Source organism: Prevotellamassilia timonensis, from assembly GCF_021531665.1.
Taxonomy (GTDB): Bacteria; Bacteroidota; Bacteroidia; order Bacteroidales; family Bacteroidaceae; genus Alloprevotella.
In genome coordinates, this window is the sequence record NZ_JADYUH010000008.1 from 12,444 (window position 1) to 25,339 (window position 12,896).

Consider the following 12,896-nt stretch of genomic DNA (forward strand, 5'->3'; position numbering starts at 1 on the left):
ACAGGAATCCGCTCCTTTGCTTGAAGAATCTGCTCTGCCGTGGTCAGTCTCCCACCCCCGTTCGCATCGCGTAAGCGGTGGGCTACCATGGCAAAACACGCCGACCCTTTTGACCTTTTGACCCTCTTAACCCCTTTCTCATGAAACAACTTCTTCTTCTCACCTCTCTTGCTGTCTGCTTCTCTTGCAGCGACGACAACAACCTCATCGTGCAGGAATACGTTCCGACCGACGACGCCTCTTTCGTCGGAAAAGCCGTGGGAAACTTCTCTAAAGAGGAGTGGTTCCCGGGCGGAGAACTGGGCACGTCCGACGACGTCAGCCCGTCATCCTACGAAGCACCCACACCTGCCACGGACAACCAAGGTCTCACCCAGAACTTCAAAAACGGCGAGACCTTCTTTGAACGCAACTTCAACATTTCCACCGCGCCGTTCTCCGGTCTCGGACCGGCTTGGGTGCGTCAGTCCTGCATCGCCTGTCACCCGGGCTACGGACACGGCAAACGTCAGACCATCTATCGTGCCAACGACTATGGGAACGGCTATCTGCTTGTGGTCTATCATCCCACTGCCGGCACCGATGCGCTCGGCAATTCCTACGCCGCCAACAGCTACGTGACCGAAGTGACGGGCATGCCGCAGACCAAAGCGGCTGAACCGTTCCTCCCGCCCATCGATGAGAGCGGAATCCACATCAGTTGGCCCGAAGCCGCCGAAGGAGCGCTCCCCTTCACCTTCCCCGACGGCGAGACCTACAGTCTTATCTATCCCGTCGTCACCATCGACCCCGAAGCGTTCCACACCTCGCCCGTGCCGACAAACTACGAGTGCCGCATTGAAAGCACAATCGGAATCTATGGCTCGGGGCTGCTCGATGCCATCACCGAGGACGACCTCCGCGAACAGTATCGCGCCGCTGCGCCCTACTGCGAACTGAACCCCACCATGTGGGACAAAACAGCCAATGACTTCGCCGCTTCGGCGTGGTACACGCTGGCAGACGGCACAAAGGCGGTGAAACGTTTCACCTACGCACTCACCCGTGCCTCCCTCCAAGACGGCGCCGGCGCCAACGCGATTTGGAACATCACAAACGTGACACGCTCCGACCGCCACAAACTCTACACCACCGACGCCTGGGCACGCGCCATGAGCGAGACTCCGTCCGTCATCGATGCCATCCTCGCCGACCCGACTTCACCCTACCGCGGCGACGGCACTCGAGAAGGTGCGGCACAGGCGGTGAAAACGCTCCTCTCACCCACCACGGACCAGACCAACAACCTCTTCCACAATTTCGCGGAAGAGATGAAGGACAGGGACTACTATGACTTCATGGTGTGGCACCGTGGACTCGCCGTGCCCCGTGCCCGCAATCTGCAATCTGAAGAAGTGCAGCGCGGCAAGAAACTGTTTGAGGAAATGGGCTGCGCCACCTGCCACCGTCCGTCGTGGACCACGGGAGAGGACAACTACTGGGCACCGGAAAACATCAAGGCGCAAGGCGCACTGCCGAAATATCCGCGTCAGGTCATCTATCCCTACACGGACATGCTTCAGCACCGGCTTTTCATGCTGAACGACATCCGCACCGGCTGGTGTCGCACCACACCGCTCTGGGGACGCGGACTTTCCCTGCAAAACACGGGAGCTGACGACCGACTCCACGACTGCCGCGCCCGAAACGTGATTGAAGCCATCATGTGGCACGGCTACAGCCGAGAGAGCGATGCCTTCAGCACCACGCAGAAGTTCTACAATCTCCCGAAAGCGGACCGAGACGCCGTGGTGGCTTTCATCAACGCCATCTGACAAGAAACAGCGCTGAGCACACCGAACACAAGCGGCAAATCTTCCCGCCGCACGGTCACTGCTTCCATAGGACACGGCAGGAGTGACGAAATCCCAAGGAAAAAGCGACGCCACACCGTCCGGAAAGACCTTTTTGAGCCTACAAAGAGTCAGCCCGAAGTCCGTTTTAGCGGACTTCGGGCTGGATGTTTTCGCCACTTGGAGTTTTAGTAATCCTCAAAAAATAACCTGCATCATCTTTGAAAATCTTTTCGGTCCATATTTCCTCCCTCATCAGTCACATAGCTACGGCTATGCTCCTTCTTCGGGTGAAAATCTGACCTCGAAAATCTAAATCAAATCTGACGCAACTTATTATTTTCATATTACTTAGCGGCAGCAATGGTGTTTTTAGGTGAGGTTTTCAATCAAGGGGAGACGGACGAAGGCGGGGCAGAGACGGATTCATCAGTCTGTCCGGCGTTCGTTTCCGAACGGTGTCGCTTCAGATGAAGAAATAGAGAGCAGCGAAGGCAAGAAACAAAAGCGCAAACGCAAAGATAGGAATGATGTAGTCCCAGCGTCCAAAACCGTGCCGATAGCGGAGACGGCGATTGTCACCTTGGGAAATGAAGGTTTTCTTTTCGCGGGAAGAATGATGTGCGTGGTGATGCCCCCTCTCGTTTTGGTTGGAAGAAGAAGCGTAGCGAATGTCGGAGGGTGCAGTCTGTTCGGGCATGCTCATGTGCGATGGTAGTTTTTTGAATGATTTACTAAGAGAGACCTCAAAAATGCAGGAACCGCTGTCCGAGATGCGGAGTTTTCTTCGGAATTTGTCAAAAGCGGTCGTTGAATCAAAGGCTTGCTTTGCGAAAGCAGGAAAGTGAGGTTGCAAATGCAAAAATCTCTCAAAATTTTCATCTGAGCAAACATTTGCTCCTTTTTTCCTTCAAAAATCCGATTCCGTCTATAAAATACGACTCTACAGCACCATTTTTTGGTCGTTTCGTCACCACAAGGACGTCGTTCAAGACACTTCAATCTCCATCATGGTTTTCCGCGGGCGGAATCCGTGGCGTTCATAGAAGGCACGGGCTCGGGGGTTGCACTCCCAGACGTTCAGCGTCAGGGCGTCGCAATGATTCTCGCGTGCCGACGATTTGACCGCCTCGAGCAATTTCCCGCCGATGCCGGAGTTTTGGAAGCGTTCGTCAACGCAGAGGTCATCAAGATAGAGCGTGCGATGCGGAAGAAGCACATGGTTCTCCTCCACTTCCTGCAGTGCGCACAGCGCATAGCCCACCACGCCCTCGGTTTTGACTTCTGCAACGAGCATCACTTGTCGCCGGTCGGTCAGCAGCGTGCGTAGTTCGGCTGCATCATATTTTGTGCCGACGCGGAAGAGGTCGGGACGTCCGTCGTGGTGAGTTTGACTGATTTGGCGCAGCAGGCGCAGCAAGGCGGGAATGTCGGCTTCAACGGCGCGGCGAATGATGAGAGCGTGAGATTCGTTCATGGTTCGAGAAAAATGCAAAGCAGTTGCAAAATTAGAACGCGGCGATGAAAACGGAGCACGCAATGGGGAGTTTTTATGTTGTCGGGCAGAAAAATACAAGAGATTTGCGGAAGAGTTGAAGTTTTTGTATGAAGAAAACGTGAATGGCGCGTGAAAAAGTCCTACATTTGTTGCGGTTTCTTCGCGGATGACGGTTTTTCCCGTCTTCGAACAAACATTTGTTTCGCCCGTGCGGAACACTCCGAAAACTTCAACCTGAACCTTAAATCTAATCCCATGGCTATTGAAAAAACACTCGTTCTGCTGAAACCCTGCACGCTGCAACGCGGGCTGGTTGGTGAAATCCTCGGAATCTTCGAGCGTAAAGGACTTCACCTCTGCGGTCTGAAGATGATGCAACTCACCGATGAACTCCTCAGCGAGCACTATGCTCACCTCAGCGAGAAACCTTTCTTTCAACGTGTCAAAGACTCCATGATGACGGCACCCGTCATTGCCGTGTGCCTGGCTGGAGTGGATGCCATCGCTGCTGTCAGAGCACTTGCAGGTCCTACCAACGGACGAAACGCCGCCCCTGGAACCATTCGCGGTTCCTATTGCATGAGTTTCCAAGAAAACATCGTTCACGCTTCCGATGGTCCGGAAACCGCAGCCGTAGAACTGAAGCGATTCTTCAAGCCCGAAGAAATCTTTGACTGGAAACAGTGCACCTTTGACTATCTTTACGCCAACGACGAGTTCTGACGTGTACACCACGTCTGCCGAGAGGCAGACAACACGAAAGAAGAAACCAAAATTGAAGGGTTGTGCCCCGCGATTCTACAGGCGCAACCCTCTTTTTGTGACCTGCCACGAGCCCCTGAACGGCAAAATTTGCCGAACGCCGCGATTTCCGTAACTTTGCTTCGTCAAAAGTACACCTTGCGGCACACCCATTATATATGGGGTGTCCTAAAAATTACGGGATAAGGAACGTTCAAAAGAAAGTGCTTACGTTTTGGTCGCTTTTCGTTTCTTAGCGCGCCCTTTTGTAAGTTTCGTCAGTCGCATAGCCCGCTATGCTCCTTCCTCAACTGACAAAAGTTCATCTCTAAGAAATCAAAAATCAACTCAACCTAATTTTTAGAACACCCCATAATATCAACCACCCGTCTCCGTTCTTTGTATATAATAGGTATAAAAGGGATACTAAGAAATTGACCTCTCAGCCCCAAAGGTTTCCTAAATGCCATGAAGAAACTCTTTTCCCTCCCCCCCCTCGTGGTCGGCGCGTTCAACGACATTGACCCCCACAACGCACAAGACAGTTTCTGTGCCTCAGACCCTGCAGAACGTAAACTTGGCTCCGGCGGAGGCACCGCCTGGCTGCTCGCATCAGCCCATCGGGCAGAAGCCCCCCACGTTCCTTTCGCACAATGGCTGAAGAAGGAAAAGAGAATCCTCCTTCACGCCGGAGGACACAGCCGTCGCCTGCCTGCCTACGCACCAAGCGGAAAAGTGCTCACGCCAATTCCCGTCTTTCGCTGGGCAAGAGGGCAAAGGCTGGGACAAAACCTCCTTGACCTACAAGTGCCGCTCTACAAAAAAATGCTGCACCTCGCGCCCAAAGGAATCCACACGCTCATCGCAAGCGGAGATGTGCTGCTCCGAGCCACTGACCCCATTCAAGAAATTCCGGAAGCAGATGTCGTCTGCTACGGACTCTGGGGCGACCCTGCTCAAGCGTCTCACCACGGAGTCTTCCTCATGAATCGACAGCACCCGGCAGAACTGGACTTCATGCTGCAGAAACCCTCGCCCGAACGACAAGCAGAACTGATGCAAACCCACCTTCTGCTCATGGACATCGGCGTTTGGCTTCTCTCCGACCGAGCCGTGGAGAGACTGATGGCGAAGGCTGCTGCACGATATGCCGAACTGCCCGAAGGCGACGCCCCCCAAGCACCCGCGCCGGAGGACTTTGAGACCTATGACCTATACTCCGAATTTGGTTGCGGTCTCGGACTGAATCCTTCCTCGCCGGACCCCGCACTGAGCGACTTGAGCGTCGCCGTGCTCCCGCTGCCCGGCGGTGAATTCTACCACTTCGGCACGAACCGCGACATGATTGAGTCCACCATGGCGATTCAAAACCTGGTGAAAGACCAGCGCTACATCCTCAGACGAGGAATCAAACCGCAAGGTTCCGTCTTCACGCAAAACTGTGTGCTCAAAAACAGCCCTACGGCACAAAGCCGCAACATCTGGGTGGAGAACTCCTTTGTCGGAGAGGGATGGCAGTATTCCTTCGACCACATCCTCACGGGCATTCCCCGCAACGACTGGCACGTCAGTCTGAAACCGGGCGTCTGCATCGACATGGTGCCTGTCGGCGAAGAAGACTTTGCCCTGCGCCCCTACGGCTTTGACGATGCCTTCCGAGGAGCGGCTGACGACGATGCCACTCTCTATCTTTCTCAGCCTCTCACCGAATGGCTGCAACGACGAGGAATCGACAAGGAAGAACTGAGCAACACGCAGGACTTGCAGTATGCCCGCCTCTTCCCCGTGACCTCCGACATGAAACGCCTCGAAGAACTGCTGCACTGGTTCATCAGCGAAACTCCGGATGCTGAGACCACCGCTCTTTGGCGCAGCCTGCCGCGACTCTCGGCAGCAGGACTCTCGGAACAAGCCAATCTCCATCGCCTCGTGGCACAACGCCGAGAAATGCAGGCGGAAACGATTCCGATGATTGCCAAAAACTGGCGGAGAAGCGTGTTCTATCAAATCAACCTCAAAGACATGGCGGAACGCTATGCCAAAGAAGGATGGGAACTCCCCAAACCGCTGCCCGAAGACGCCGCACTCATGATGAAAATCCGCGACGCCATGTTCCGGGCAGAAGCACTGCGCCACACCGATCCCGAAAACGCCGCACGTCACGAAGCAGAGGCTTTCAGCCTGCTGAGAGAAGGACTCACGGAAAACGTGTTGCACAAAAGATGTGCCCCGCGCTCCACCGTTTTCGCCGACCAGATTGTCTGGGGACGCAGCGCCGTCCGCATCGACCTCGCGGGAGGCTGGACCGACACACCGCCCTACTCGCTCAACTCGGGCGGTAACGTCGTGAACCTCGCCATCGAACTCAACGGGCAACAGCCTTTGCAGGTCTATGTCAAACCCTGCAAAAAACCGCTCATCATTTGCCGCTCCATCGACTTGGGAGCCATGGAGGTCATTGAAACCTACGAACAGCTGCGCGCCTACAACCAGGTGGGCTCTCCCTTCTCCATCCCCAAAGCAGCACTGACACTCGCCGGCTTCCTCCCCGGATTTGCTGAAGAACGCTATGACACCCTGCAAGAACAACTGGAGGACTTTGGCTGCGGCATGGAAATCACACTCCTCTCCGCCATCCCCGCCGGCTCAGGACTCGGAACGAGCAGTATTCTCGCCGCCACCGTGCTGGGAGCACTGAGCGACTTCTGCGGTCTGGGCTGGGACAAGAGCACGATTTGCAACCGCACACTCGTCTTGGAACAACTCCTCACGACGGGCGGAGGATGGCAGGACCAATACGGCGGTGTCTTGAGTGGCGTCAAACTCCTCCAGACCTCCACCGGCTTCGACCAAAACGCCGTGGCGCGCTGGCTGCCCGACACGCTCTTCACCGCACCCGAGTTCCGGCCCTGTCACTTGCTCTACTACACGGGCTACACTCGCACGGCGAAAAACATCCTCGCGGAAATTGTCCGCGGAATGTTCCTCAACAACACGCGACACCTGACACTGCTGGAGAACATGAAACAGCACGCGCTGAACGCGTTCGAAACGCTCCACGGCGGAGACCTTGAAAAACTCGGACACATCGTACGCACCACCTGGGAGCAAAACAAAACACTGGATGCCGGAACGACATCGCCAGCCATCGAACACCTCTGCGAAATGATTGACGACTACTGCTACGGCTACAAACTGCCCGGCGCAGGCGGAGGAGGCTTTATGTATATGGTGGCGAAAGACCCGGAAGCCGCCGCACGCATCCGACAACTGCTCAAAGAAAAACCGCTGACCAAGAACTCGCGCTTCGTCGAGATGTCCGTCTCCCACACCGGACTCCAAATCAGTCGCTCGTGAAACCAAGACGGAAATGAACGAGCCACAATGTTTAAAGACGCCATATTTATTTAGATAAAGCAACCGGAAACAAAACCATCTGCAAAAACTAACTCTCACAAACTTCAACCATGTCACTTCGTTTCTTCACTGCCAAAACCCTGCTGTGGGGGCTGGCTCTCCTTCCCTTCGTCGCCGTTGCACAGGTTCAACGGCAAATGCAAAGCGTCCCGCGCCGGGACACACGCCCCGTTGAAGTCGCCGTTTTCAGCATCAATGACTTTCACGGTGCCTTCATTGCATCGCCCGAGAAAGGCATCGCCGGTGCTGCCGCCGTCTGCGAAACACTGGACTCCCTCAAGAAAGTCTATCCCTGCCACCTCACCGTCTCCGCCGGCGACAACTTCGGCGGAAGTTACTTCTACAAAGTCACCGGCGGACAACTCATGCCTCTCTTCTTCCACGAAGCCGGCATCCGCCTCTCCGCCCTCGGCAACCACGAGTTTGACGATGGACAAGACGCACTGGCGGCAAAGTGGGCTGACTCGCCATTGCGACCAAAGGATTGGGACATGACTTACGTTTGCGCCAACGTGCGCAACACCGCCACAGGCACGCTACCGTCCTGTGTCTCAGCATCGGCACTCACAGAGGTGACCCTGCCCGGCGGAAAGAAACTTCCCGTGGCTTTTGCGGGACTCCTCACCTCCGCCACGCCACACCAAGTCAGCGCAAGGAGAGTGAAAGGACTCTGTTTTGACGGACGATATGACGTGGTTCTTGACTCCCTCCTCGCCACGCCGGAAGGAAAAGCACTTGCTGCCGCACCGCTCCGCCTCCTCCTCACCCACATCGGCACAACGACCAACGCCGAAGGACAACCCGTTTGGGACGACCCCGACGCTGAAGCACTGACCAAACTCCGACCCGGAGACTGGCACGGTTTCTTCTCTTCCCACACGCACCAAAAAGTGAGAGGACACATCAACAAGAACAGAATGCCCGTGGTGCAGGGACTCTGGCACGCGGACTACATCAGTGCACTCATCTTCTCCATTGACACCACGAACCTGGACGTGGTCGGCGTCAAACCGTGTCTCTTCCCCGTCACACAGCGCCGCATCACTTCACCCGGTGCCCGCCGTCTGCAACAAGTCACGGATTCCCTGCTTCTCCACACCACCATCGGCGGACTTCCACTCTCGGAACATCTCACCACGCTGCCCGAGGCACTCATCCACCGCCGCAACCAAAATGACCAGCAAACAGAACTCGGCACACTCGTCACCCGAGCCTACGAAAACGCCTTCCGACGCGACGCTCACTGTGGCATGCAAGACGTGGTCATCGGCTGCAGCCATTTTGGCAGCATCCGCGCTGCGCTTCCGAAAGGTGAGGTGACTGTGCTCGACGCCGGAGAAGCCCTGCCTTTTGCCAACAAACTGCGAGCCTACTCCCTCACCGGAAGACAACTCCGCGATTTGGTGGAATATGGACTCCGCTGCCCCCTCGGACGCATCCAACTCTCCAGTCTCGAAGTCAAGACGGACGGCGCGGGACACGTCAAGAAACTCGTCGCCGCACTGCCCTCCGGCAAAAAAGTGAAACTGAAAGACAAGCAAAACTATGTCCTCGTGGTGGATGAATACATGACCACAGGTGGCGACGGCTACAACCCCTCCTTCTTCCCCGAAGCACAGGAAGTTACCACCGAAAACATGCCCACCACCACGGACTCCTTCATCCAGTATTTGAAAGAGATTGGGAAGAAATAAGGCGAGTGAGAAGTTCACTCTTATATCGTAAAAACTCTAATTCACCAACCTCCGGAACTCCCCTCCTCATCTCCCATGCCACTTTCCTCCTCTGTCCCCACCACCTTGCGCAACGATTTGAACACTGCCATCCTCTTCTGCCCAGAACAGGCTGCCGAAGAGAACGGACTCACGGGCGGTAGAACGCTCCTGCCCGAATGGTTTCCACAGAGTGGTATCCAAATCTCTTGGCCGCACGAAGACACGGACTGGATGCCCATGCTGCAAGAAGTGACGGAATGCTACCTCCGTCTCGCCTTCGCCATAGCCTCCCGAGAACCACTCCTCATCACAACGCCACAACCCGAAGCGCTGAAAAAACTCCTCAGAGAGAAAATGCCGCAAAACGTCTGCGACCGCATCCGCATCGTCGCCTGCCCCACCAACGACACGTGGGTCAGAGACTACGGATTCCTCACCGTGCTCCACGAAACGCAGATGGAACTGCTGGACTTTCGCTTCCGAGGCTGGGGTGGAAAGTTTGAAGCGGAGAAGGACAATGCCGTGAACCGTCACATCCTCTCGGAGATGAACGGGAACTATGTGGACTGCCTGGACTATGAATTGGAGGGCGGCAGCATCGAAACCGACGGACGCGGCACGCTGCTCACCACCTCCCGCTGTCTCTGCAACACGAACCGCAACGGCGGACTGACGAAAGCGCAATGCGAAGCCGCGCTCTCCGAACGGCTCGGCGTGAACCGCTTCCTATGGCTGGACCACGGCTATCTGGCAGGCGATGACACAGACTCCCACATCGACACACTGGCGCGCTTGGCACCCGATGACACCATTATATATATAGGACTTCCCGATGCCTCCGATGAACATTTTGAGGAGTTGCACGCCATGCGGGAAGAACTCCGCGCCTTCCGCACCGCCGAGGGAAAACCCTACCGTCTCTTGGAACTGCCCTTCCCCGACCCGATCTATGACCCCGACGGCGAACGCCTTCCCGCAACCTACGCCAACTATCTCATCCTCAACCGTGCCGTGCTCTATCCCACCTACGCGCAACCGGAACATGACCAACAAGCCGCAGCCGTGCTCGCGCAAGCCTTCCCCCACCACGATATCGTCGGCGTGGACTGCCGCGCACTGATTCGCCAACACGGCTCGCTCCACTGCGCCACGATGCAATATCCGCGCACCATACTCACCTTTTGACATCACGCGCTCCATGAAAGAAGAAAGAATTTTGAAAATAGGCATCGTGCAACAACGCTGCACCGCCGACGTTGAACAGAACAAACTGAATCTCGCACACCGCATCCGACAAGCTGCAGAGCAGGGCGCCAAGTTGGTCGTGCTGCAAGAACTCCACAACTCGCTCTACTTCTGCCAAACGGAGAACACGGACCTCTTTGACCTGGCGGAACCGATTCCCGGACCCTCCACAGAGTTCTTCGGAAAACTGGCTGCCGAACTGGAAATCGTCCTCGTCACCTCCCTCTTCGAGCGACGCGCACCGGGACTCTACCACAACACTGCCGTGGTCTTGGAAACCGATGGCAGCATCGCGGGAAAATATCGTAAAATGCATATCCCCGACGACCCCGCCTACTACGAGAAGTTCTACTTCACACTGGGCGACCTCGGCTTTGAACCCATTAACACCTCTGTCGGACGCCTCGGCGTGCAGGTCTGCTGGGACCAATGGTATCCGGAAGGCGCACGCCTCATGGCTCTCGCAGGAGCGGAACTGCTCATCTATCCCACTGCCATCGGCTACGAATCCGGCGACACCGCGGAGGAACAGGCTCGTCAGCGCGAAGCATGGACCACGGTGCAACGTGGTCACGCCGTGGCAAACGGACTACCCGTGATTGCCGTCAATCGCACCGGTCACGAAGAAGACCCGAGCGGACAGACTCGCGGCATTGAGTTCTGGGGAAGCAGTTTCATCGCCGGACCGCAAGGAGAATTTCTCTTCCGCGCCGAGGAGCACGAAGAACAAGTGGCAGTAGTGGAGGTGAACTTGAGTCGCAGCGAGCACGTGCGTCGCTGGTGGCCCTTCCTCCGCGATCGCCGCATTGAACACTTCCACGACCTGACACGCCGCTTCCGCGACTGAAACTTTTTATCTGCGTTTATCAGCAAAAGCAAAATGACCATTTAGGGCTGACTCCCGCAACGGGTGCCAGCCCTGTTTTTTCACCTCCGTCTCGAAAAGTTTAGCGGACAAAAACAATATAGGGGTGTTCTAAAAATTAGGCTGAGTTGATTTTTGATTTCTTAGAGATGAACTTTTGTCAGTTGAGGAAGGAGCATAGCGGGCTATGTGACTGACGAAACTTACAAAAGGGCGCGCTAAGAAACGAAAAGCAACCAAAACGTAAGCACTTTCTCTTAAACGTTCCTTATCCCGTAATTTATAGAACACCCCTATAATATATATCATATTTCAAGGGCAAGAAAAAACTATGCAAACTATACACAAACTCTACATTTAACCCTGCATCTCTCTGATTTCCCGTGCGTTACGAAATGTATAGTTTGTGACGCAAACCCTGCACAAACTATACACTGCGGGTGGACGATAAACTTATCAATCCGAAGTTCGCAGAACGCCTGAGAAGAGCGTCAAAGTAAGTCAAGGGCTTCAATACCTCTTTTCACGGTCACTTTATCCTCTTTCAACAGGAAGACGGTCGGCAACCCTGTTGGAAGGGGTTCTCCGTCTTCATCAACGCATCCGACTGAGAATGCTTGTGCGTCCTCACGCTCACCAATGAACTCAACAGCGTTGAAGCCTTGTTCTGCGGCATTATCTTGAATGATTTTCGGGATCTGTTTCATATCAATTGCAAAATTAAAGGTTTTTCTCGGAACTGATAACATTCTCAGGTTGAACTCTCTTCACGGTTTCCTATACCACGAACGGCTCATGGCTGACGGGGATTTGTTCAAAATAAGCCTTGCCACACCATTCGTCAAGATAACAGAATGAACCGCACACAGACCATTTGTCAGCTCTGTTGTATTCGTCATTCCTAAAATCAGCCATGACTAACTTAGGCTTGAACGGGGTCAGCCCTCTTGATTGTCACAGGCGTCACGGGAGCTGAGTTTCATCAAAATCTTCATTCTTCAAAAACATAGCGCTCGCGGACGGCGTTGCTTCGTTCCTACAAGCCGGTTTGTTACTCCCACGCGCCGCCTCGTCACTTTCCCTTTAAAATCCGGTTCTGGGAGCGCACCTAAGAGAAATTTGCCTTCCTCAAATTTTAATTTCCCTTCCTCAAATTTTAATTTCCCTTCCTCAAATTTTAATTTCCCTTCCGCAAATTTTTCTTGGCCTTCCCTTAGTTTTTCTTAGCCTTCCCCTAATTTTTCTTAGCCTTCCCCTAAGTAAAACTGCGTGCCGAGTAGGCAAAACTTTTCTCAGCGAGATTCCCTCGAAGAGCAAAAATGTAGGATGGAAACCGCGTTTTTGCATATTTCCGCCCAAACCTACATTTATATTTTTTGCTTCACCACAACCCTACACACACCGCCGCGCAACCCTACACAATGTAGGGTTTTGTGTAGAATTTACAGACCAAACCCTACACAACTAACCCCTATGATTATCAGAATTTAAACCCGAACTGTGTAGGGTTTGAAGGAAATGCATGTACCCTTGAAAAACGTATAGGTTTGAAAGGTGAAAACGCGCGCCTCGCACGCGAAGCC

The 12,896-nt window shown here is 54.5% G+C and carries 10 protein-coding genes; 7 read left to right on the top strand and 3 right to left on the bottom strand.

Annotated features, from left to right (window positions below; genetic code table 11):
- Positions 1 to 140: 140 nt before the first annotated feature.
- Entirely contained in the window at positions 141 to 1,814 is a 1,674-nt protein-coding gene (locus I6E40_RS03140; RefSeq protein ID WP_235385455.1) for a di-heme oxidoredictase family protein, read from the top strand.
- Positions 1,815 to 2,298: 484 nt separating this feature from the next.
- Here I6E40_RS03140 and I6E40_RS03145 read toward each other — a convergent pair whose 3' ends face one another.
- Both I6E40_RS03145 and I6E40_RS03150 read right to left on the bottom strand, forming a co-directional pair.
- The gene (locus I6E40_RS03145; RefSeq protein ID WP_235385456.1) at positions 2,299 to 2,538 is read right to left on the bottom strand and encodes a hypothetical protein; all 240 of its coding nucleotides are present in this window, start codon (positions 2,536 to 2,538) and stop codon (positions 2,299 to 2,301) included.
- Positions 2,539 to 2,820: 282 nt separating this feature from the next.
- Positions 2,821 to 3,309 (bottom strand): GNAT family N-acetyltransferase, encoded by a 489-nt coding sequence (locus I6E40_RS03150; protein WP_235385457.1) that lies wholly within the window; start codon positions 3,307 to 3,309, stop codon positions 2,821 to 2,823.
- Here I6E40_RS03150 and I6E40_RS03155 point away from each other — a divergent pair.
- The 6 genes from I6E40_RS03155 (at position 3,308) to I6E40_RS03180 (ending at position 11,295) form a co-directional block, all read left to right on the top strand.
- Positions 3,308 to 3,463 carry a hypothetical protein gene (locus I6E40_RS03155; protein ID WP_235385458.1) on the top strand — a complete coding sequence of 52 codons (156 nt, stop codon included), beginning with the start codon at positions 3,308 to 3,310 and terminating at the stop codon, positions 3,461 to 3,463. The two genes, I6E40_RS03150 and I6E40_RS03155, sit on opposite strands and share 2 nt — an antisense overlap.
- Positions 3,464 to 3,585: 122 nt before the next feature.
- Positions 3,586 to 4,053: a nucleoside-diphosphate kinase gene (ndk, locus tag I6E40_RS03160; protein WP_235385459.1), complete on the top strand. Its 468-nt coding sequence runs from the start codon at positions 3,586 to 3,588 to the stop codon at positions 4,051 to 4,053.
- A 486-nt stretch (positions 4,054 to 4,539) separates the two neighbouring features.
- On the top strand, positions 4,540 to 7,428 hold the full coding sequence (locus I6E40_RS03165) for a bifunctional fucokinase/fucose-1-phosphate guanylyltransferase (protein ID WP_235385460.1): 2,889 nt from the start codon (positions 4,540 to 4,542) through the stop codon (positions 7,426 to 7,428).
- Positions 7,429 to 7,538: 110 nt separating this feature from the next.
- Complete coding sequence (locus I6E40_RS03170) at positions 7,539 to 9,182, top strand: bifunctional metallophosphatase/5'-nucleotidase (RefSeq protein ID WP_235385461.1); 1,644 nt, start codon at positions 7,539 to 7,541, stop codon at positions 9,180 to 9,182.
- Between the two features lie 75 nt (positions 9,183 to 9,257).
- The gene (locus I6E40_RS03175; RefSeq protein ID WP_235385462.1) at positions 9,258 to 10,388 is read left to right on the top strand and encodes an agmatine deiminase family protein; all 1,131 of its coding nucleotides are present in this window, start codon (positions 9,258 to 9,260) and stop codon (positions 10,386 to 10,388) included.
- A gap of 13 nt (positions 10,389 to 10,401) precedes the next feature.
- Positions 10,402 to 11,295, top strand: a complete 894-nt coding sequence (locus tag I6E40_RS03180) for a carbon-nitrogen hydrolase (protein ID WP_317207396.1) — start codon at positions 10,402 to 10,404, stop codon at positions 11,293 to 11,295.
- A 509-nt stretch (positions 11,296 to 11,804) separates the two neighbouring features.
- Here I6E40_RS03180 and I6E40_RS03185 read toward each other — a convergent pair.
- Positions 11,805 to 12,062 carry a hypothetical protein gene (locus tag I6E40_RS03185; RefSeq protein WP_235385463.1) on the bottom strand — a complete coding sequence of 86 codons (258 nt, stop codon included), beginning with the start codon at positions 12,060 to 12,062 and terminating at the stop codon, positions 11,805 to 11,807.
- Positions 12,063 to 12,896 lie beyond the last annotated feature (834 nt).

Excerpts from the sequence above, each read along its gene's own strand:
- I6E40_RS03185 (WP_235385463.1), bottom strand. The coding sequence starts at position 12,062 with ATGTTATCAGTTCCGAGAAAAACCTTTAATTTTGCAATTGATATGAAA.
- I6E40_RS03175 (WP_235385462.1), top strand. The coding sequence starts at position 9,258 with ATGCCACTTTCCTCCTCTGTCCCCACCACCTTGCGCAACGATTTGAAC.
- ndk (WP_235385459.1), top strand. The coding sequence starts at position 3,586 with ATGGCTATTGAAAAAACACTCGTTCTGCTGAAACCCTGCACGCTGCAA.
- I6E40_RS03150 (WP_235385457.1), bottom strand. The coding sequence starts at position 3,309 with ATGAACGAATCTCACGCTCTCATCATTCGCCGCGCCGTTGAAGCCGAC.
- I6E40_RS03140 (WP_235385455.1), top strand. The coding sequence starts at position 141 with ATGAAACAACTTCTTCTTCTCACCTCTCTTGCTGTCTGCTTCTCTTGC.
- I6E40_RS03170 (WP_235385461.1), top strand. The coding sequence starts at position 7,539 with ATGTCACTTCGTTTCTTCACTGCCAAAACCCTGCTGTGGGGGCTGGCT.
- I6E40_RS03145 (WP_235385456.1), bottom strand. The coding sequence starts at position 2,538 with ATGAGCATGCCCGAACAGACTGCACCCTCCGACATTCGCTACGCTTCT.
- I6E40_RS03155 (WP_235385458.1), top strand. The coding sequence starts at position 3,308 with ATGGTTCGAGAAAAATGCAAAGCAGTTGCAAAATTAGAACGCGGCGAT.
- I6E40_RS03165 (WP_235385460.1), top strand. The coding sequence starts at position 4,540 with ATGAAGAAACTCTTTTCCCTCCCCCCCCTCGTGGTCGGCGCGTTCAAC.
- I6E40_RS03180 (WP_317207396.1), top strand. The coding sequence starts at position 10,402 with ATGAAAGAAGAAAGAATTTTGAAAATAGGCATCGTGCAACAACGCTGC.